The organism is Microcoleus sp. CAWBG58 (assembly GCF_020883045.1).
Taxonomy (GTDB): Bacteria; Cyanobacteriota; Cyanobacteriia; order Cyanobacteriales; family Microcoleaceae; genus Microcoleus.
In genome coordinates this window covers 41,541-62,747 of sequence record NZ_JAHRFA010000006.1, presented here as the reverse complement: position 1 = coordinate 62,747, position 21,207 = coordinate 41,541, and the positions used below count along the sequence as shown (strand labels likewise).

At 43.7% G+C, this 21,207-nt stretch carries 16 protein-coding genes and 2 pseudogenes; 10 read left to right on the top strand and 8 right to left on the bottom strand.

The window, feature by feature from the left end; all coding sequences use genetic code 11:
- Positions 1-198: 198 nt before the first annotated feature.
- Positions 199-1,447: pseudogene (locus QZ918_RS03755) on the bottom strand (ISL3 family transposase).
- Between the two features lie 173 nt (positions 1,448-1,620).
- Here QZ918_RS03755 and QZ918_RS03750 point away from each other — a divergent pair.
- Positions 1,621-2,487 (top strand): HAD-IC family P-type ATPase, encoded by an 867-nt coding sequence (locus QZ918_RS03750; protein WP_293331461.1) that lies wholly within the window; start codon positions 1,621-1,623, stop codon positions 2,485-2,487.
- A gap of 667 nt (positions 2,488-3,154) precedes the next feature.
- Here QZ918_RS03750 and hpsJ-A read toward each other — a convergent pair.
- The 4 genes from hpsJ-A to rfbB all read right to left on the bottom strand — a co-directional run bounded on the left by hpsJ-A (position 3,155) and on the right by rfbB (position 6,930).
- Positions 3,155-3,832, bottom strand: coding sequence for an HpsJ-like protein, cyanoexosortase A-associated (gene hpsJ-A / locus QZ918_RS03745; RefSeq protein WP_293331224.1), 678 nt, complete (start codon positions 3,830-3,832; stop codon positions 3,155-3,157).
- A gap of 166 nt (positions 3,833-3,998) precedes the next feature.
- The gene (locus QZ918_RS03740) at positions 3,999-4,667 is read right to left on the bottom strand and encodes a cyanoexosortase A system-associated protein (RefSeq protein ID WP_293331221.1); all 669 of its coding nucleotides are present in this window, start codon (positions 4,665-4,667) and stop codon (positions 3,999-4,001) included.
- 8 nt (positions 4,668-4,675) lie between these two features.
- Positions 4,676-5,518, bottom strand: coding sequence for a cyanoexosortase A (gene crtA / locus QZ918_RS03735; RefSeq protein WP_293331218.1), 843 nt, complete (start codon positions 5,516-5,518; stop codon positions 4,676-4,678).
- Between the two features lie 305 nt (positions 5,519-5,823).
- Positions 5,824-6,930, bottom strand: a complete 1,107-nt coding sequence (rfbB, locus tag QZ918_RS03730; protein WP_293331215.1) for a dTDP-glucose 4,6-dehydratase — start codon at positions 6,928-6,930, stop codon at positions 5,824-5,826.
- Between the two features lie 742 nt (positions 6,931-7,672).
- On the opposite strand from rfbB, the gene QZ918_RS03725 reads away from it, so the two are divergent.
- The 3 genes from QZ918_RS03725 to QZ918_RS03715 all read left to right on the top strand — a co-directional run bounded on the left by QZ918_RS03725 (position 7,673) and on the right by QZ918_RS03715 (position 10,728).
- On the top strand, positions 7,673-8,164 hold the full coding sequence (locus QZ918_RS03725; protein WP_293331212.1) for a hypothetical protein: 492 nt from the start codon (positions 7,673-7,675) through the stop codon (positions 8,162-8,164).
- Positions 8,165-8,714: 550 nt separating this feature from the next.
- The gene (locus QZ918_RS03720; protein WP_293331209.1) at positions 8,715-9,320 is read left to right on the top strand and encodes a DUF1517 domain-containing protein; all 606 of its coding nucleotides are present in this window, start codon (positions 8,715-8,717) and stop codon (positions 9,318-9,320) included.
- 547 nt (positions 9,321-9,867) lie between these two features.
- Positions 9,868-10,728 carry a hypothetical protein gene (locus QZ918_RS03715; RefSeq protein WP_293331206.1) on the top strand — a complete coding sequence of 287 codons (861 nt, stop codon included), beginning with the start codon at positions 9,868-9,870 and terminating at the stop codon, positions 10,726-10,728.
- A gap of 185 nt (positions 10,729-10,913) precedes the next feature.
- On the opposite strand, the gene QZ918_RS03710 is transcribed toward QZ918_RS03715, so the two are convergent.
- Both QZ918_RS03710 and QZ918_RS03705 read right to left on the bottom strand, forming a co-directional pair.
- Entirely contained in the window at positions 10,914-11,132 is a 219-nt protein-coding gene (locus tag QZ918_RS03710; protein WP_293331203.1) for a hypothetical protein, read from the bottom strand.
- Between the two features lie 73 nt (positions 11,133-11,205).
- A complete protein-coding gene (locus QZ918_RS03705) occupies positions 11,206-13,461 on the bottom strand; it encodes a KAP family P-loop NTPase fold protein (protein WP_293331200.1) in 2,256 nt (751 codons plus the stop codon).
- A gap of 249 nt (positions 13,462-13,710) precedes the next feature.
- Here QZ918_RS03705 and QZ918_RS03700 point away from each other — a divergent pair.
- The 3 genes and pseudogenes from QZ918_RS03700 to QZ918_RS03690 all read left to right on the top strand — a co-directional run.
- Positions 13,711-13,944: pseudogene (locus QZ918_RS03700) on the top strand (Uma2 family endonuclease); the annotation flags it as partial.
- Positions 13,945-13,997: 53 nt separating this feature from the next.
- Entirely contained in the window at positions 13,998-14,195 is a 198-nt protein-coding gene (locus tag QZ918_RS03695; RefSeq protein ID WP_293331197.1) for a DUF3370 family protein, read from the top strand.
- Between the two features lie 79 nt (positions 14,196-14,274).
- Entirely contained in the window at positions 14,275-15,291 is a 1,017-nt protein-coding gene (locus QZ918_RS03690; RefSeq protein ID WP_293331194.1) for an S-layer homology domain-containing protein, read from the top strand.
- A 456-nt stretch (positions 15,292-15,747) separates the two neighbouring features.
- On the opposite strand, the gene QZ918_RS03685 is transcribed toward QZ918_RS03690, so the two are convergent.
- Positions 15,748-17,340 (bottom strand): peptidoglycan-binding protein, encoded by a 1,593-nt coding sequence (locus QZ918_RS03685; protein ID WP_293331191.1) that lies wholly within the window; start codon positions 17,338-17,340, stop codon positions 15,748-15,750.
- Positions 17,341-17,583: 243 nt separating this feature from the next.
- On the opposite strand from QZ918_RS03685, the gene alr reads away from it, so the two are divergent.
- From alr to QZ918_RS03670, 3 genes are all read left to right on the top strand, one after another.
- Positions 17,584-18,786 carry an alanine racemase gene (alr, locus tag QZ918_RS03680; protein ID WP_293331188.1) on the top strand — a complete coding sequence of 401 codons (1,203 nt, stop codon included), beginning with the start codon at positions 17,584-17,586 and terminating at the stop codon, positions 18,784-18,786.
- 141 nt (positions 18,787-18,927) lie between these two features.
- Positions 18,928-19,767 carry a mechanosensitive ion channel family protein gene (locus QZ918_RS03675; protein ID WP_293331185.1) on the top strand — a complete coding sequence of 280 codons (840 nt, stop codon included), beginning with the start codon at positions 18,928-18,930 and terminating at the stop codon, positions 19,765-19,767.
- 149 nt (positions 19,768-19,916) lie between these two features.
- Positions 19,917-21,044: a patatin-like phospholipase family protein gene (locus QZ918_RS03670; RefSeq protein ID WP_293331182.1), complete on the top strand. Its 1,128-nt coding sequence runs from the start codon at positions 19,917-19,919 to the stop codon at positions 21,042-21,044.
- The last annotated feature ends 163 nt before the right edge of the window (positions 21,045-21,207 follow it).

Sequence of the window (21,207 nt, the reverse complement as noted above, 5' to 3'; positions counted from 1 at the left end):
TAGCCCGCTCGTTTCAAAAAAACATTAAAAATGCCAGGGCTTACGCTGTAACGCTTACAGAGTCGTTAAAAAACTGTCCGAAGTATTGTTTATTGCTTGCATTCCCAAATGAAAGCCAGAAACTAACAACTTTCATTGCAAGGGTTTTGAACCTCTATAATCCTATAATTTGGTTCTTCCTTACTTGGGTATGCTAAATTAACAGTTAAAATGCCAAGTAAGCAAGCATCTATTTTTGTAATTTTCAAAATTCCTAAAGCCATATGCCGAACGTTTTATTAATTTAAGCTTGTTATTTATACCCTCAACAACACCACTTGTTGTCCTATTATCAAAGTAAGCAATTATCTCATCCAGCCAATTGGTAATAGTCTTTACAGTGGAACTAAAATATTTTTTTGCTCTTTGCTGCCAGAACCCAATTCTCAACAATGCTCTCAATCAATTAGTCTTTGTATTTTCAAATATTTGTCGAAATTTTTCTTTTAATTTATGCATTATTGCGAGCCGAGGACACACTTTTTTAACTGACATTCATTTGCTATTTTGCTTTTATTTCAAACTCTCTTCATTCTTTAGCAACGCATATTTACTGTCATTTATTCCTTCTAATATTTCTTTATATTCTGCTATCTTTTGAGGTGATTTAGTCTTTATACTTAAATCTATTACTTCTCTTCTTTCACGCTTTCTTTGTTTGTCTAACTCATTATTAACTTGTACCATTACATGAAATCTGTCCGCTACTACTTGAGCATTTGGCATGAGTTTTTGTACTAAGGTTTTGTAACCTTTCCATAAATCTATACTTACTTCTTCTATTTTTTCCAAAACCTCTGAACCCCATGAATTAAGGACTGGTTCGATGTCTTCTTGTGTTCTTCCCTTGATAATCGTAATTAATTTAGATGTTGATAAATCTGTTAATACCGCACAATAATTCCCTTGACATGCTAGTTAACGCTATTTCATCAATTCCTAGTTTTTTTAAGTCTGATGGTTTTGATGATAATTCTCGTGAGGCATCTAACAACATTCTTTCTATTTCTTCTGTTGTTACTACTCCTTGTTTTGCTACACTATTGATATCACTTGATAAGACAGACTTGATAATTGTATCTGCTAGTCGTTTTGTATAAGTTCTTCGGTTGTTTACAAAATCCAATTTTTCGCTAAATGGTTTGCCACATTTTTTACATTTAAAGTGTCGTCTGTTTATTTCTAAGAATACTTCCTTTTGGGCCCATGATAAATCTTTTACTACGTATCGATGGTTTTGATGTAATCTATTACTTTTTGTCCCGCATCTATGACAATGACTTTCTTTATGGATTGACTCAACCTGTAAGATTATTCCCGTGGACGGTACTTCAGTCATTTGGGTTACTTTCATTCCTTGTATATTTAGTAGCTCTGTTAGAACTTTAGTTCCCTTTTTTGTGGCCATGACTATAATTCGCTCCCCAAAACTCTTGTAACTATTTTATAGTTAACAATTAAATTAGCTTCAATGTCAAGTCTGACAAGGAGTTGGTTTACATTTTGACATATTTTTTCAATTTATTTAACGGCTTTAACTATTGATTTAGCATAGTAAGTAAGGAAGAACCTGAAGCTTTGATGCACCGAGTACAAAATACAAATGTTTTTGCTGAGGTAGAACCAAACCAAAAAGAGCGGATTATCATCGCCCTCAAAAAAGCTGGGAATGTAGTTGGATATCTGGGAGATGGCATTAACGATGCTTCTGCACTTCATGCTGCTGATGTTGGTATTTCTGTAGAAAGTGCTGTGGATGTGGCGAAGGAAGCTGCTGATATTGTGTTGATGGAAAAGGATTTGAATGTCCTGATCGAAGGTGTTAAGGAAGGACGAATTACCTTTGCTAACACTTTAAAATATGTGTTTATGGCAACTAGCGCTAATTTTGGTAATATGTTTAGCATGGCGGGAATTTCCCTGTTTCTGCCGTTTTTGCCTCTGTTACCCAGTCAGATTTTGCTGACGAACTTATTAACTGATTTCCCAGAATTGACGATCGCAACAGATCGCGTAGACAAGGAGTTAGTCAGCAAACCGCGCCGGATGGATATCAAGTTTATCCGCAACTTCATGATCGTGTTTGGCTTGCTGAGTTCCATCTTTGATTACCTGACGTTTGGGGCGTTGCTGTTGCTGCTACACGCGCAGCCACAACAGTTTAGAACCGGCTGGTTTTTGGAGTCTGTCATCTCGGCTTCGATGGTTGTCCTAGTCGTTCGTACCCGCAAATCTATTTTCGACAGTAAACCGGGGAAATACTTGTTGATGGCGACGCTGGCTACCGTAGGAGTGACGATCGTCATTCCCTGGACACCTTTGGGAAGGCTGCTGGGGTTTCAACCGTTGCCGTTGAGTTTTATTTTGGTGCTGGGTGCGATCGTCCTGTTGTACGTTACGGCGGCTGAGAATGTGAAACGAGTGTTTTATCAACGAGTGAAATTTTAGTCGTTAAGGCGCAAAACTTAGGCATGAAAAATCAATAACTTAATGAATCGTTAGATATAATTAAAAACAGAGATAGCTTACTTATTTGACCAAAACAGAGTTCAAATTGCAACTTTTTCTAGCGAAATGTGGTATATGTTTTTAGACAAAAATTAGGTTTAAATTAGGAAGTGCGATCGCCGATAAGTCAGTAATGACCCAAGAATGGCAAAATACTTTGATTCAATCGCGTAGGGGCGATCGTACTTTCAACAGTTCTGAATACAGAAACTTAGTTGCTTAAAATAATACAATACGCTTGGGTTAAGACAGATTCGCCTAAGCCCCATTCAAAAAAGGCGGGGACAAGAATCCGCTCAAAGTTCCTCTTGTTAAACGGGATTTAGCACCGTGGTTTTATAGTAATCATAGAAATAGGTACGTAGTTGGGCTTGGGCCCTCTTTATCTATATGTCTAAAGAGGGCCCAAGCCCAACTACATATCTTGATTAATATGAGAGTTGCCTCTGGGACGCTAACCAACCTTTGAGCGATGCTTTCGGTAGTTTCAGATTTCTTTTCCCACAATAAAAGTACCCTGCTTACATCGGGAGATTTAGGGGGATTTGGACTCGGATAAAAGCGAGATGATTCAATCGTTTCAGACTTAAGTTGAGACCAATACTTACTACCTAGCCCAGTCAGTACCGCGCCATATCGTGAAAAACAAGACGCTAGAAATCAACGCGCCCAGCAGCCACTTAACAGCATTTTTAAATAACCCCATGCGCTGATTTGACTGCACCGTGGCCCTTTGCGCCTGCAAGCGTTCCTTAGCCGGAGTAATTCTCGAAAGAATTTGGCTTTTCAATTCCTGTGGGTTTTGCGTATTCGCTTGCACTCCCAAACGGCTAAGTTCCCCAGCCAAAGTCTTTAAATCTTCAGGAGTACCCTTATTCAGCCGTTCTTCTACTTGCTGCAATTGAGCTAATTGTTGGTCGGCTTGAGTAGTAATTTGCTTGTCGTTTTGGTTGTTGACATAGATAGTGCCAAAAATTCCCAAGGGCATCATCAACAGAAAAATCACCGCCAGCAGCAGGCAAACCCAAGACAAAACTTTCAAAAGAATGTTTTCCAAACTTCTGCGGTCATATCCTTCGCCAAAAAATATCAGCGCCATTGCCAATAGAGGAACTGGTACCCGTTCGACTATAGCCCCAATTGTCTGCAATTCCCAGACGCGATTGCCAAAATTTGCTGGCAGAAAAACTGCGATCGTATCTAATAAAGATAGAATTAATAGACCGTAGCCAATCCAACGCAGCCTGTAGATAGAAAAACCTTGCTCGCTTTGTACGTCATTCATAAGACAATCACAGTTGTTGTTAACAAAAAAATCTCTCTCAATCCGCTAAAAACGGATACAAGCTACAGGTTGAAGCAGTCGAGTCTCCAAATTTTAGACCAAAGTTAGAGCTCTCAGATTCATCTGCCATTGTAAATCTCAAATCTCAAATCTGAAATTGACTGACTTAAGGTTCGGGAAATCGCGGCTGCCACCACCCATACCAAGAAACCCAAGCATTTTCTAGCAGTTTTTGGGCATTTTCTGGAGTTGTTTTGTCCAAAGGCACAGACATCTGAGTCCACAAACATCGCCTGTCTTGAATATTTCCCCTACCCAACAGCCAAAACAAAACCCGGTTTGGCTGCCAATCGCGAGTGTTGCGATTGTATCTAAACTGTTCGGCGGTGACTGTAGCACTGCCGCGAGGATTGATGCACGAACTCAAATACAATCGATTTTGCTGTTGCAAAATTCCGTGAAACCCCGCCTCTTGAGTGTTTGCTAATGTTAGTTTACCAGGAGACGACTTCAGAATAGTATGTCCCTTCATCATGCTTTCCACATCCCCGATGGTACCTACCACATAGCGCATTTCTATTTCTAGAGCAATGTTACTTTTTTGATATTCATACTTTCTGGCAGCCTTGACTTCTGAAGTATCGTTAATTTTCAGCGGCGCGCTCTTTTGTAGTTTCCAGTCTGCTAGAGGCACCGCAGACGGAAAGTCAAACTTGGTTGCATAATTATTGCCTGTCGGGGGATAGAATGTGATTTTGCCTGCGACTAACAAAACCCCTGCAAGAGTAACAGCCAAAAGAGAAATCCTAACAGGTTTCCAATGAGTAATAGCCATTATTAATTTTATTGCTCCTGATTTTGTGGTTCGTTTTTTAAGATTGCAAACCAGCAGAATAACCCGAAAATCAATACAGCAATCATTGAAAAGACTACGGAACCATTTCCTTCATGCCAGTATTTAAATGATTCGGGTTGAGATAACGATACTAGCACTGCCAGGAGAGCAACTCGGGCAGCATTAACTACAAATGCAATCACGACTGCAAGGATTGGCACTACAATTTTCTGCGCCACAGTTGTAGGAAACATCAGCAAGAAAACCAGGGCTAGTCCTAACAATTGTAGAATTGCATTCACCCCCGAACAGCCGTGATATACTTCGACGCTGCCCTTTTCTAGGATGAGAAAAACTCCTTTGCGTTGAACTTCAAATCCTATATAATGCAGGAGAAAATTTGAAAATTTTGCTGTGTATAGAGCTACAGGAGCAAATACTCCGATCAATCCGGGAGGAATAGCTGTATAGGCAAGAATTAGCAGTTCCTGCCAATATTGTTTCAGTCCTTTGGTTCCGGAAGCTAGCAATGCCAGACTTATTCCTATCAAGAAAGGCGAAGCCCTGATAAAAAAGTCGTATCCAAATATCGAAGAACTTTTGAGTAAGATGAAAGCAATTAACGATGCTCCAAAAAAGCTGGCGAAAATTCCGCTTTCAAAGGTTAAGGATTCGTGCCTTTCCCAAATGAGAAATGCTACGACTCCCCAAAATAGTAACATTGTGCCAAATAGGTCTGTGTCGTTGGTTCTAGAAGTCAGAGTCAGTTGCACGGCAATCAAACCGAAGCCGATCGCTAACAGCCAGTATTTGGGTTCTTGGATGTGTTTTAGCCAGTTGATTTCGGTCATTGCTGGTTTCTGTTTTTACTAAAAACTTTTTAAAATGCTTAATTCGATCGCTCTTTTGAAATTATCAGCCAGAAATAGCTGCTTTTATGCACTACGGATGAAGTTTAAATAAATCTTCACATACATTGACAATTATCAATGTATGTGATAGATGTAAAAGTCTTTGTTGGTGGTTATTTGTTAGTTGTTAAGTATTAGGTGTTAATTACTGGTTTTAATAACCAATAACTAATAACGTTCGCGAGCGGGGACAGCACTAATAACCAATAACGTTCGCGAGCGGGGACAGCACTAATAACCAATAACTAATTAGCGTAGATCTTGCTGTAGTAAGTTTGATATTCCTCGGAAAGCAGGGGTTCCCACCACTCGCGATGGGCTAAATACCATTCCACGGTCTGCCGCAAACCTTCTTCAACTGTGACTGAGGGAGTCCAACCTAACTCTGTTTTAATTTTGTTGGCATCAATAGCATAACGCCGATCGTGTCCGGCTCTATCTTTGACAAATGAGATCAGTTGTTCGCAAGGACGTGCGGGCAAATCAGCAGCTAATTCGTCCATTAGTTGGCAGAGCATTTTGACTAAATCGAGATTTTTTACCTCGTTGTTGCCACCAACATTGTAGGTTTCTCCGGGCTGGCCGCGGTGGATAACGGCATCTAAGGCACGGCAGTGGTCGAGCACGAACAGCCAATCTCGCACGTTTTGACCGTCGCCGTATACTGGCAGCGGTTTGCCCAATAGCATATTGATGCACATTAATGGAATCAGCTTTTCGGGGAAGTGATAGGGGCCGTAATTGTTGGAACAGTTGGTGATGATTGTTGGGAGCCCGTAGGTGTGGAAATAGGCGCGGGCGAGGTGATCGCTGCCAGCCTTGGAGGCGGAGTAGGGACTGTTGGGGGAGTAGGCGGTTGTTTCGGTAAATGCTGGATCGTCGGGGCCGAGACTGCCGTAAACTTCGTCGGTAGAAACGTGGAGGAAGCGCATTTGTGATTTGACAGACGAATCATCAATTGCTTCCCAATGCTTGCGGAAGGCTTCTAAGAGTGTGAAGGTGCCGACTACGTTGGTTTGAACGAAGGCACCAGGCCCGATAATCGATCGATCGACGTGAGATTCTGCGGCAAAGTGGGCGACTGTGTTGATGTTTTCTTCTTTGAGCAAGGTATCGACTAGGGTACGATCGCAAATATCGCCTTGCACAAACCGAAAATTTTCTCCTCCTTCCAAACTTGCCAGGGTTTGTCTGTTGCCGGCGTAGGTTAAAGCATCGAGTACGACTACTCGATCGCCCGGATAGCTGCTGCACCAGTGATGCACAAAATTCGAGCCGATAAATCCAGCCCCGCCCGTCACCAACAATCGATGAGGAGCTCGCTCAATGCCTTGATTGCCGCTGTTTGTCATAAAAATAAAAGTTTTTCCAATAACTAAGCCTTTTCAAAAGTAGCCTTAAAAGTAGTTTGTCATCAAGTGTGGGTCGCCCTTTGATTAAAATTTGTTTGGTCTCTGTTCAGATTTTCTAATTTGGGCGCGATCGCAATATTGACTCGCTTGACTTTAATTTATAACGGTTTGTTTGCCAAAATGCTTACCAAACAATGGTTTCAGCTTTTTTAACTGGCAACTTTAAATTTCAATGGCGATTGGGAGATGTTGGCAGTTGCGATCGATCTGTGATTTTGGCCGCGATCGCCTGTTGATAGATTTGTAAAGAGCTGTTACCATTAATTTTTTAATTATCCTTTACAAATTCCAGAGCACCGTCAGTAACCCAGCCCTAAAGGGACTGAGCTTGCAAGAGTAATTAAGCAAGCTGTACTGACGGGCCTAAGTCTTAACTGACTACGTTATTTGGGTCACGACACTCCTTGAATGCGACGCTAGTTTTCCGCTCTGTCGTTGGTAGTTAAACAGTCTTAAGGTCACTCTCGACAGTGTTGCCAGCCGTGCGCAAGCCCTTATAACATTGACCGACAAGCGAACATTACCCGCAAGGGATTAGGAGACAACCAGATCTCCACGGAGGGGCAACCATACCCCTCCAACCCCGAAAGGGGGAGATAAAAATTCAAGGCGGTTGAAACCGCCGAGTCGTTTTCCTCTCAGATCTAAAGATACTGAGTTTCCCACTTACCGAGTGTTTTTTATGAAGAAGTTTCAAGTGTTAGCTGGCATTGCTTCCACCGTCGCGATCGCGAGCAGCATCGCCATAGGTGACGCTGCATCTGCTTTCCCCTGTTCCTACAAAAAATCTGGGGCCGCTCAATCTGCTTCTGGGCCAACAGTCCTAGGTTCCGACGGCTCGGATCAAATTAATCCGTGGAAATCCAACAAAACAGTAGCTCTCGGTTTCCTAGGTTTGGCTGGGATTTTGGGTGGAGGTGCGGCCTACATGAGCTACCGCGCCGGTCAGCGCGCCTCTGCTGCTTGCGCTGCGATGAGCGATAATTTTGAAGTTTTTGAAGAGTCGCTAGATCCGATCGCAGATACAGTTGTAGCTGAGCCAGCGGATGCGATTGCAGGCGTTCGCGAACACCCGGAAGCTCCAGGCGGCGAGCTGGATTTGCCCGTAGCGCAAGTTACCGAGACCAGTTCCGAAAGTGCGATCGAACCAGTCGAAAGTGCGATCGTCAAATAATTGTATCAAACCAAAGTATTCGCACAGGTAGCCTCCAGTCCCAAGGCTGGAGGTTTTTTTGATGGGAAATTATTAATATCAAATCCCGTAGCATCGGAATTATTCATCTCTCTTGTCTCTCTCTGTGTTCTCTGCGGCCTCTGCGGTTAAATCATTCCGATGCAACCGGAAACGATATAATTTGTACGCCGAATCGCGATCGGGCGCAATAACCTGCAACCTGGATCTTTTCATCGTTGGAATCCGGTTGCTGCGTCAGTTATTTGTGGAAGCAACTAACTCAATAGACTTGAATTGCGTAAATCTTTGATGCTAGAAGAAAACCGCAGATGAAAGCTGATTAACGCAGATAATTTCGAGATTGGAAGGCGAATGCTGGCAATTGGAGTATCTTGCCGATACTTGAAGTTTACCTGAGTCAAAGCGAGACTGTAGGCAGGGGCGATCGCTCAAAATGCCATAGATATCAATCTGAGGTTAGACGGCAAGAGTTCAAATCGCCTGCTATCGTTGGAAATATAGCCCTAGAGATGAAAAACTATAGGTTATTATGAATGCTTGGCGCGATCGATTCAATCAATTTACGGGTAAAACTCGATTTGCAGTTTGTCGCATCTTCCTTCAGCTAACAGGCGAAGAAGTTGCACCGCTGTTAGGAGTTCTCAACCGCACCGCCAGGGAAGCAATTGATGCCGATGGCGATGTAGCAGTGTTAGGAGAAGGGCTGGTTGAAATTTGCAATCACCTGTTGCAGTATGACAACTACTGGCAAGCAGCCGCTAATGAAGGCGATGTTTTTTGGGATGAAGGCGAAACAGGCGATTATGTGGATGAACTTTTTACTGATTCAGCCGATCGCTATCTCAGCGAGCCTCAATACAGCACATCTGTTTCCGATAAAAATTCCCCCTTGTCTTTGTCAGTAACTAGAAATGTGGTGGTAATGCTGACAGTCGCCTATGAAGGTGAAGTTCCGGATCTAGAAACTGACCTCGCTGATATCGGGCCCCTGAAAGTCGGTTTAAAAGCACTGATTAATTTACATTACCAAGAAAGGCTGCGAGCGGTGCAAGTTCACTTTTCTCCCGCACAGTTCGGAGACGAACTTACCAACGACCAAGTTTTGGTCAATTTCCCAGAACTCATTCCCCTTTAAAGATGAGAAAAGTATCAAAAAGGTTTGTAGTAAGGACTTCAGTCCTCTTCCGCGCGCTAAAATAAAAGAGTAAAAATAAAAAAAGTTTGTAGTAAGGACTTCAGTCCTCTTCTTGGGAATCAATCAAGAGTTTAGTCTAGTCCAAAGTGCGATCGGGTGTTGGGAAAGTTGTTGATAATTTAATCCGCTTGAGTTCAGACAGCCCGGTGGGAAAAACGAGAGTAAAAAACAGACACTGCGATAGGAGAATATCATTTTTGTCAAAAGCATTTTTTATGAGAGTGAGAGCTTAAAAGCTTGCGTATTGTACGACTCACGAACTCGGAACCTCGCACTATAAAATCCCAAACACAGATATTCCTCACTGCGATTGCTTCGTTCCTCGCAATGACAAAAAACAGGGTTAACCCAAGCTTATTGATGACTGCTGACTAATGACCAATGACCAATGACCAATGACCAATGACCAATGACCAATGACCAATGACCCATTCCCAATGCCCCATTCCCAATTATGATCGTGCTGCGAAAACTAACAATTTATTTAATGGCTTTAACATTCTTGTGGACGACAACTGCCTGCGGTTCGGCTCGCACAGAAACTCCTGTAAATCAGGCACCAAATCCTCCTGCAAGTCGGACTGTGAATGCACCGCGTCAGGCACCGAGCAATAACTTGGCTCAAGGTCAATATCCCGTACAGCAAGCTACTTACGACGATGCGGATGGCGAATACAATTTGATGTTGCTAAATACTCCCCCCGGCAGTACCCCGGTTTACCGCACTACCGATTTGCAAATGGCTCGCTTGACGGCCGAAGAAATATCAGCAGGCAAGAAAACTTATCTAAGTCTGGATAACAATAAAGCAGTCTTGCATTTGACAGAAGATTTTAAAATTGAGTACGTTCACAACGTAACCGAAACTGTTAACAATCCTCAAACAGGTCAGCAGGAAACAGTGGTAGTTCGGCAGCAATCAGGCTTCTGGGCGCCGTTTGCAGGGGCTTTGGCGGGTCAGGCGATCGGCAGTTTGCTATTTCAACCGCGATATTATATGCCGCCTATGTATCAGCCGGGAATTATGACCGGATATGGCGGGTATGGGAATACTTACGGCCAAGCTGTCCAGCAGTATCAAACTCGCTACCAAGCGCCACCTCCGGCTGTGAGAAACCGTCAAGTTTTAAGGACGACCGGCCGATTGCGATCGCCCTCATACAACCAGCCAGTAAGACGCCCCGTACAGCCAGGAGCCAATCGATCGACTGGTTCGGGTTACGGTGGCAGCGATTTGAGGCGATCGCAGCCCGGTCGAAATCAAAACAGGCGCAGTCCGAGTTTTGGTAGTGGCAGAAGTTCTCGCCAACCGAGTCGCAATCGCTCTTTCGGTAGCAGAAGGCGCTAAAAATGTGTGGTGCGTCGCCCTCGAATATCTGCACCTGAGTGGGAAGTTTCCGCCAGCGACGCACCCTACCCTACAACTACCAAGGTCGATCGAGTTATTTAGAGGGTCAAATATGCCTCGACGACGCAATTGATCGGGGTAATAGCTTGGGGAACATGAACATCCATGTACAAAGCAATAGCCATTTACAGCAGTCCTTTAGCTTTCATGCGAATGTAGAAAGGTGATTTGGCTGCTTGTGTCATATTTTGTTGTACTTGCTGCCATTCTTGATTAATTTCGCGATCGATTTCTTCTTGATGATCGAAATAGTAGCCCATTGCGGCGTGAGCTTCGGCTGGCGTTAAGTAAAGGTGCTGGCGACACATTTCTTCCACTAACCAACCATAAGCAAAATAGTCCATCACGATTTGCGATATTCGGATGCGTGGTAAGCGTTGTAATCTTGCCGGCAGATTATCCTGCTTTTGGATTGGATTAATTGTTACTACTGCCAACCTCATTGATTACAACTTGATGAATAAAAGCAAACTGATTTACAACTTTTTCGTCTAACGATCGCTGCTGATTATATGAATCGTAGTATTCTGGATTATCTAGATTTGAGCCATAGATATTCCGAAGTAACTGATATATGAGACTAGGCTCTATATATTCAGCTAAGCTATTATATTGATTTCGTTCAAAATCCCCTTTACGCAATCCATAATATGCTGAACTCCACTGTGTCGGCAGATAACATTTCAGAAATTCAACGACAGTTTCAGGATTCTGAGTTAAGGCTTCTAAAAGATACTGTTTTACTTCCTCTTTCTCTCCCCAATGAGACCATACATCCAATAAGAATAAGCTGGTAGAATCTTCAGGAAATTGAAGATAGAGGGGAGATGTTTGAGATATTTCTTGAATTTTCTGACTGAAAGCTTCACCGATAATACGCTCTTGATCGACAGAAAGAGGCTGTTCTATTTCCTCTCCTTCTTTAAGTGGAACCAGACATCTAAAGCATTCAATTGCAAATTCAATAGGCTTTGCCTGTAAAACTATTTGCTTTGCAACGTTCACTTTTATTTGATCGTCCGAAATATTTTTAACAAGTTTGCCGATCAGTATCTCAGCACTAGACAAAGATCTCCTCCAAAAAGTCTTCTCCTTTGAAAAAATATCTCCACTCATAGAAATTGCAAGAGCCAGATTTTGGGAACTTGACGAAGAAAGCTTTTCTATTCTACTATTTAGCTTCAGGATAAATAGGTCGGCTCGTTGCTCTCCAACAATTTGATGGATGTTCGATATAGTCGTTTCAACAGAGTTATCCTGTATCTGAGATAGAAAGGACGTAATTTCTCGATCAGAAATATCATTATCTGAGATTGAGTAGGAGAAAAATCGGGAAAAATAGTGAGAAGAAGAGGCTCTTTGCTCTATATCCCATTCTCCTTTCCAACCACTAGAAATATAATTAATATTGCCAAGTATACCAGTCTGTTTTAGGCATGGAAACAAAGCTTTTAAGAGATTTTTAGCAGATTCTCCTGCATCAGTAGTTAAACCCTCAATCCCCTTGTTTATAATTTCAAGACTGCGCTGTTTGTAATCTTCACGATTGTAAGTAAACGGTGAAACTGAGAAAATCTCAGGATTATTTTTCACGACATCGTATAATACTGGATAGAAGAGTCGCATTCCCTCAATCAGCATTAAATCTGGAGAATTAACTTCTCCTTTCAATATAGGTAGAGAAAACGCAAGAGCATTTATATAGCGTTTAACCATTCTCGGTGTTTTAACCCGTATCTCTAAACCCTCAATGAAATGATTAAGGAAGTGATATCGAAATTGTTCCTCAGAAATTTGAATATTTGCATCTTTTAGAACCTCTTCTATTCCTACCATACAATATTCGAGCAAAGCCAGTCGATCTGCCTTAGGTAAGTTTAACGGAACCTGAATTATTTTTTCTAAAAAATTTCTTCCCGCCTTAATATCTCCAGAGCCATACCTTTCACTGAGAGCAGAAGCTACCATCTCCTCATCAAAGGCTAAAATATAGGCTGTATAGTCAAAATCAGCAGATAATTTGACAAGTTTAAATACAGCTTGAATCTCGTTCTTATCAAGCCTGTCGATATCATCCATTAGGACAACTACACGCTTCCCCTCATCTTTAAGAAGAGACTCGACTCTTTTTTTCAATTCCTCTAATTCAACAGATGAAAGTCCTTTACCTAGTGCTTGAATACTTTGACCGGGATTAAATCGAAAACCGCCAAAACCGCCAAAACCGCCAACATTGAAAGTGAATGCAGTCAGTGCACCTGAATACTTGTCAAGCCATTTGCCTATATTTTCCGAGTGGGAAGCTATAGATTTTCCAATTGCTTCCGCCAAAGCTTGAAAAAATCCTTTGATCAAACTGGCTTCATCAGTAAATCGCCAAGGATTAAATTTGACACAAATGATTTCATCAGATTCTTTAAATTCCCTTTCAATAAAATTAAGAACTGTTGTTTTGCCGTCACCCCAAGGACCATAAATTCCTATAACAAGGCTACTTGGATCGCTTCGAGAAGCAATCGTTTGTGCAACTCTTTGGGAAAAAGACCAGCGCTTGAACTTGTCTTGTTCGGGGTTATTAACAGGAGCATCAATGGTATAGATATCATTTGGCTCCAGAACATTTGAATCGGGTGCACGAGCATTTACTTTATCTTGATGCTGTTGATTATTCACAAACCATCTCTTGAAAAACTTTTTCATACTACTTTAAAGTCTAACACTAATAGCCTCAGTTGGCTTAAGGTCTCATCCCCAGAATAGGTTGCACAGCAGCGCTTCGGATTTCGTTACGTCGTCCAGTGGTTCGCGATCGCGGCAATAGTGAGCGACAAACATTTTATCAGACAGTATAAAGCCCCTCAATCTACGATCGCTATGCTCTAATTAATAAAGCATCTGTCCTTTCACCACCGGATAGCTGACATGACCCAAAGCCTTAACCCCACAACATTACCTCCTGCCTTTCCCGATCGCACCCAACTACCTGACTCCGACGGCAATTTTGCGAAAAACTTCCAAGAACATCCCCAGAGTATCCTACTCACCGACTCCCTGGAAACTACACTGCAAACCCTCCACCCCGACGGACAATATCCGATCGGGCAAGATAGCGGTATTTACTGGCGCGAAACTGACCCTCCAGAAAAGGGAGCCGAAACGGCTTGCGCTTTCGCAAACCGTCGCTGGATTTTCCTTATTTTCGAGGTACTGTGCGATTGCGCTACCAAGACGATCGCGGTGCAGCTACGACTCGTTACGTGCATTTGTGGCAGCGCGTCGGTCAAGTTGTGGAACCGATGGTAAAGTTGAAGTTAGCAGCGGGTGAAAGGCGATCGATCCAAATTAATTTTATCTATCCTCCCGATGCTACGCCGCCGCAGGTGTTGACGGTGAAAACTTTGGAATAGTTGATGGGAGCGATCTCTGCCTCCGGCAGACTCAAAAAATATGTGATTTAATTGCTTCATTGATATGTAGGTGACAAGTATGTCTTCTTCACAACCCCCGTCAGGGAAAAGAAAACCTTTAGGATTTGATGAATTAATTGCGATCTTGGTTGCTTTCGGCACGATGGGAGCAATTTTCTTTTGGGTAACAGGCAGAAATCCCGATCGATTGAATGCTAGAAGTTGGCAATTTCCAGCCGTTTTTTCTCAACCTGCTGCTGAGCCTGGGAACTCTACAATATTAACACCACCGGCGGCGAGTCCCGAAGTGCGATCGCCCGCTAGAACGATCCTTCCCTCGCAACCTGATGTCGTCCCTGTGGCACCTATAGGGCCACTTTTTCCAGTAATTCCTCCTATGGGGACGGTTGTTGTTCCCGAAACGCCAAGTGAGCGCGAGGCTGTCCCTCCAGTCATTACCAAACCGAAAGCGGCTAAACCAAAAGCCGGGCCCGTTAAATTCTCCGATGTTCCTGACAAATATTGGGCGCGTCCATTCATTGTAGCTTTAGCCGATCGGCAATTTTTTGCTGATTTCACGGACAACAAGTTTCGGCCAGACGAACCGATTACGCGATCGGAACTAGCGCGCTTAATTCAGGGAATGTCGGACAAAGAACCGCGCCGCAAACCGATTAATTTTAAAGACGTGAAGAATAACAGTCCGATCGCTGGGGCCATCGACCACAGCGTCAAAACTGGATATCTTAAAGGATACCCAGACAATGCCTTCCGTCCCGATAAAGAAGTCCCGCGCGTGGAAGTCATCGCAGCTTTAGCTAGCGGTTTAAACCTGAAACCGTCAGCGAAAGCCAGCAGAACATTACAAGTTTATACAGACAGGAAAAAAGTGCCGAAATGGGCAGTCAACAAAGTAGCAGCAGCCACGGAAGCTGGCATTGTTGTCAACCATCCGAAACCCACTCTTTTGCAGCCTAATAAAATAGCAACTCGCGCGGAAGTAGCAGCTATGATTTACGAAGCGATGGCGAAACAAGGCAAGGTTCCTGTTAAGCCTTCTGACTATGTTATGAAGCCTGTAAAGCCATCCAAATAATAAGATTTTTGGGGTGCAGTCGAACCCACGCCCCAAAATCAGATTTAATCGTTATTGTTTGTAGTAAGGACTTCAGTCCTTTTTTTTTGTATTTCCTGAGGACTGAAGTCCTCACTATGAACCTAGTTTATAGGGGAGCATCTCAGTTTTGTATTTATAGTGCTGTCCCCGCTCGCGTATTGTACAATACGCGAGCGGGGACAGCACTCAAAGAAAAAATGCTTTTTACAAAAATGAGATGCTCCCGGTTTGTAGTAGGGAATGCAAGTCCTTTTTCCAGATTTTCTGCGGACTGAAGTCCTCACTACGAACCTGGTTTGTCGTAGGAAATGCAAGTCCTTTTTCCAGATTTTCTGCGGACTGAAGTCCTCACTACGAACCTGGTTTGTCGTAGGGAATGCAAGTCCTTTTTCCAGATTTTTTGCGGACTGAAGTCCTCACTACGAACCTGGTAGATTAATCTTGGAACACCATAATGCTGCCCGAATAACAAGCCACCCAAACCTGATTGGTTTCCGGATCGTAAGTAATCCCGATCGGACTTGCATTAACATTAACTGTTTGCAGAACTTTAAGGTCGCTAGTCCTCACCTTGCTAACAGTATTCGATGAATAGTTAACCACATAAATCAGTTTGCCGTCACCAGAAATTGTCATGCTGCGAGGTGCATTTCCAGTCGAAACCTTATCTACTACTTCACCAGTTGCCAGATCGATCTTTGCCACATTTCCTTCACCATTCAAAGTGGCATACATATACTTGCCATTGGGATCTATCGTCAAATGACGCGGCGCATTACCAATATTTCTCAACCATTCTACCGAAAAGTCTAAAAGATTGACTTTCGCAATATCGGAAGAACCCATGACGGCAATGTAGGCATTTCTTGAATCGGGAGTAACCACAATACCCCGAGGATATGCACCGAGTTTTATCCTCTCGACTTCGCGGTTTTTATTGATATCAACTACGCTCAAATCCCAACTACACCAATTGGTCGCGAGTACGAAGCGATTGTCAGGTGAAACAGCATTAAATTTCGGAACCGCACCTACAGGAATTATCTTTTCTATTTTCAACGTTTGGGTGTTGATGCGGTACAGGAAACTTTGGTCGTGTTTGGCTGATGGAGAACACCTGTCGCTCCCGGGATTGTCAAACCCAGAACCGTACATTTGATAGTTCGATACATAGCCATATTTTCCATCTGTTGAAAAGGCAGCTTCTACGGGAGAACCTTTGTAATTGCCTTTGAATTTAGAAAAGCCAAATTTTGACAAGTTTACTGTATCGGAAATAGTCTTGACTAATTTAAATTTCCTATTGTAAACTGTTATGCTGTGGCTGTACATCATGTTTTGAGCAAAAAATAAACCGTCTCCCGAATAAACTATTGATTTCGGCGATATTTTGCCGTAAATAGTTTTTTTCAAAGTCATTTTTCCTTCGGTGTTTGCAAGCCTTTTGCCGGGTAATTCATTTTCTTTTTTGTCGGAGCTTGGCGCAGCAGTTTCTGTTTTAAATGGTGGTAAAAATGGTTCTTGAAAAAGAGGTTGTTCTCGTTGATTTTTAGTTGTATCTTCGAGTTGGTTGCTGTTTTCTGTGGCGGTAGGAGATGGCGAAGGTCGATCGACCTTTGATGCTGTTTTTTCCGCAGGTTCCTTGTCAGCGCTGGCGGCTGGCGACTTGCCTTTGATCGCTGACAAGGTTTGAGGGCCGACTATTCCGTCAACTTTCAGGTTGTTGTCTGCTTGGAACTTTTTCACCGCAGCCTGGGTTACGGAACCGTAAAATCCTGTAGCCCTACCGCCAAAATGTCCTGAGGCTTGCAGAGTTTTCTGTACTTCGACAACTTCCGGGCCTGAATCGCCTTTTGTGATTGTGATGGCGAGGGCGGGATAGACTAAATTTAAAATTGCCAGAGAGGTTGTAAAGAAAAGTAAAGGAGTTGCAGCTAAATTTAGGTGCGTTTTCGAGTTGGGCGATCGAAGTTGAGTTGGGGGCGTTTCCCAAGTTTCAGCTAAATGCAGGTAAGCCAATCCGTCCATAGTTTTTACGGGTATTTTTGATGCTATGATACACCAGCTAATACCATTTGAGATTTTCCATTTTTCGATTTTGGATGTGAGATTTGGGAACTACTGATAATATAACGGTTTGGTTCTGGTCTAGTGTTGCAGGATTTTTGTGAACCGATCTAATTGATAAAAACGTAAATTTAACTATAATTACACCGAGAGTGCAATCTCCCAGCAGTTTTTAATGGTGCCAGCAAGTAGGAGCGATCGACAATGTTGAGTGAGGAACAAACGGCCGCAGGATCGACAACCAAAAAATCCCGCCAGACGGTGCTGTGGGACGGTGACGGCGGACTTTGCCAGCGGGCTTGGGTAGAAATAGATTTAGCAGCTTTGACTCACAATGTAAAACAGCTTAAGGATCTATTGTCTCCCAACACAGAACTGATGGCAGTTGTGAAAGCGGATGCTTACGGGCACGGTGCGATCGCAGTCAGTAAAACCGCATTGCAAGCAGGTGCTAGTTGGCTGGGAGTCGCGACAATTCCCGAAGGCATAGAGTTGCGGGAAGCTGGGATAGAAGCACCGATTTTGCTACTGGGAGCAACTAATACACCGGCACAGGTACAGACGATCGCCCAATGGCACTTGCAACCCACTATTTGTACTGCCAAACAAGCCCTAATTTTTTCGGAAGTTCTCGTCAGTCTCAACCAATCTTTGCCCGTTCACGCTAAGTTAGATACGGGAATGTCTCGCTTGGGTACACCCTGGCAAGACGCAACAGAATTTGTGCAATTAGTCAATAGTTTGCCAAATTTAAAATTAGCCAGCATTTACTCTCACTTGGCGACAGCCGACAGTCCCGATCCCGCCGTGATGAGAGAGCAACAGCAACGGTTCAAAAAGGCGATCGCCCAAATCCAAGCAGCAGGAATTAACCCCTGTCGCCTCCACTTGGCAAACTCTGCTGCCGCCCTCACAGACCCCGATTTGCACTACGATTTAGTACGAGCGGGTTTGGCTACCTACGGTCTTTATCCTGCTCCTCACTTGCAGGCGATCGCTTCTTTGCAGCCCGCAATGCAGGTCAAAGCCCGAGTAACGCAGGTGAAAACAATTGCAGCAGGCACCGGCGTCAGTTATGGCTATAAATTTATTGCTGGGCGCGAGACACAGATTGCCGTAGTTGGTATCGGTTATGCAGATGGGATTCCGCGCAATCTTTCTACTAAAATGCAGGTTTTAGTTAGGGGTAAATTTGTGCCGCAAGTCGGGGCCGTGACGATGGATCAATTAATGCTGGATGTGACCGATATTCCCGATTTAGAAGTCGGTGAAGTGGTGACATTGTTGGGGAATGATGGAGAAAATAAAATTACTGCTGACGATTGGGCAGAAATCTTAGGGACTATTTCCTGGGAAATTTTGTGCGGTTTTAAACACCGATTGCCCCGCGTTACAGTAAACTGTTAACTGTTTTTAGATGACTTTAGCTCTCTCGACATTCCGGCAGTCCGGCAGGGGTTAAAACCCCTGTCGGACTCTCGGAATTATCGAGAAGACTGAGACTGCAATTACCAATTCCCCATTCCCAATTACCAATTCCCAATTGACATGAAAGCCAGCACATTTCTACAAATAGCTCAAAGTCTGCCGCTAGATGCAGAGAGAATACAGGCGATGCAGGTGGCCCAAGAATTCTCTAAAAAATTCGTAGAATTGGGTTTTCAAATTGTACCTCAAGTGCTGTGGGCGATCGGCATTTTGTTAATTACGCGATTTGCGATCGGGTTGGCGGGTAACGTGACTCGTCGAGCTCTGGGCCGCACCGAGCCCACGCTGCGGAAATTCTTAGTTCAAGCAGCCGAAATTGCGATTTTGGTTGTCGGCGCAGTCGCGGCTTTGAGTCAGTTGGGAATTCAAACTACTAGCGTGGTGGCGGTAGTCGGCGCGGCGGGTTTGGCGATTGGTTTGGCGTGGCAAAATACTCTATCGCACTTTGCTGCTGGGGTTATGTTGATTAGCTTGCGGCCCTTTGAAGTCGGAGATACGATCGAAGCTACGGATGTCAAGGGAGTTGTCGATAGCATCGGGATTTTTTCAACAACCGTCGTGACGGACGATCGCGTAAAAATTATTGTTCCGAATAATAATTTATTTAACGGTACACTGAAAAATACCACAGCGATGGGTACGAGGCGAGTAGACTTAAAAATTGATATTGGCGATCGGCAGATCCGTCCGATGATGGCTGAGTTATTAGAAATTGCCCACTCTCACCCGCTGGTGTTGGAAAATCCGCCCCCTACTTGTTTGGTAATCGAGATCTCTCCTGATACAACTATTCTATCTCTGCGACCCTGGTGCGCGTCGGTTGCCTACGAACAAGTGCGATCGCAAATTCAAGAACACGTCAAAGAAGCCATGAATGCCCACAAAAATCAACAACAATAAATAACACTTTTCAAACAAACGCAGTACAAAAAACAATTTTAGTATGGTACTGCTCCATGCTGGCACTTCCAGGTTTCTGATATGTACCCGATTAAACTGGTATCTTCTCTATAAATCCCAAATCCCAAATCCCAAATCCCAAATCTAAAATGAGTAATTGGTCTCCCCAGCAAATTTTGCAAGAACCCGGTGTCAGGATGTCCGCCACCGAGAAAGAAACAATTATCAAAAAATTTCCGCCTCCCGACGAACAAAATCAAATCTATGCCGACGCCATTTTTGAAGGCGGTGGCGTGCGCGGACTTGCATTTTTAGGCGCACTCAGATGCTGCCACGATTTGGGCATCCGCTGGCGAAAATTGGCCGGTACTTCTGCGGGTGCAATTACTGCCGCAGTATTGGCAACAGACTTGTCAATGGACGACTTGGAGGAGTTGTTAGGACAGCTTGATTACAGCCTATTTTTAACTCAAAAAAACAGTCCTCTAATTTTAAACGGCGACCCCGCCGACGACTTGCAATCTCCAGCTTGGACGCTACTTTTCCTCACAATTAGCCGCCAGATGGGAGAATATTCGGCACAACCTTTCCGGCAGTGGTTGGAAGCAACACTTAGTAAAGGTCAGTTGCACACTTTTGCTGATGTCAAAAAACAGCTAAAAGAGCGGGAATTAAAAGTAGTAATCTCAAACCTAAGTCGCGGTGAAATGTTGGTACTGCCCGACGACTTGCGGCGTCAAGACTCTGCCGATTCCGATGCCTTGTACCAACAGTTGCGCCTCCAAAATCCCGAAGATTTTAGCGTAGCTGAAGCAGTGCGATTGTCGATGAGCATTCCGCTATTTTTTGAGCCAGGAAAACTGGGTGACGACTTAATTGTCGATGGCGGAATTCTGAGCAATTTCCCGCTATGGATTTATGACAAACAATCTGTCGGTTCAACTCCCGTTATGCCCCGCTGGTTTACCTTTGGGTTTCGATTGGTCGATACTGGCATTGAGAGTCAAGTTAAAATTAACACTCCGCTGTCAATGCTGGCGGCGATGTTCCGAACGATGATGAAAGCAAGAGACCGCTATCACCAGCGGGAAATGGATAAAGGCAGGGTAATTAATATAGATGTGAGTGAAGCTGGGGTGACGACGACGGATTTTCAACTTGATGGCGATCGCAAGGCTAAGCTATATCGATTGGGGTATTTGTCTACTAAGAGGTTCTTTTTGAGTTCCAATTTTAGCTGGGAAAAGCACTTGAAGGCCAGGGGCTTTGGGGAATAGGCGATCGGGAGAGGAGATTGGGAGAGGGGGAGAGGGGGAGATTGGGTGCATCTGGCGCAAGGCAAATATATCCGTAGGGGCGAAGCATGACCGCAATCAATATGGGATTATAACTAATAACTTATATGCGGTCATGCTTCGTCCTCTTCAAAAACCAGATGCA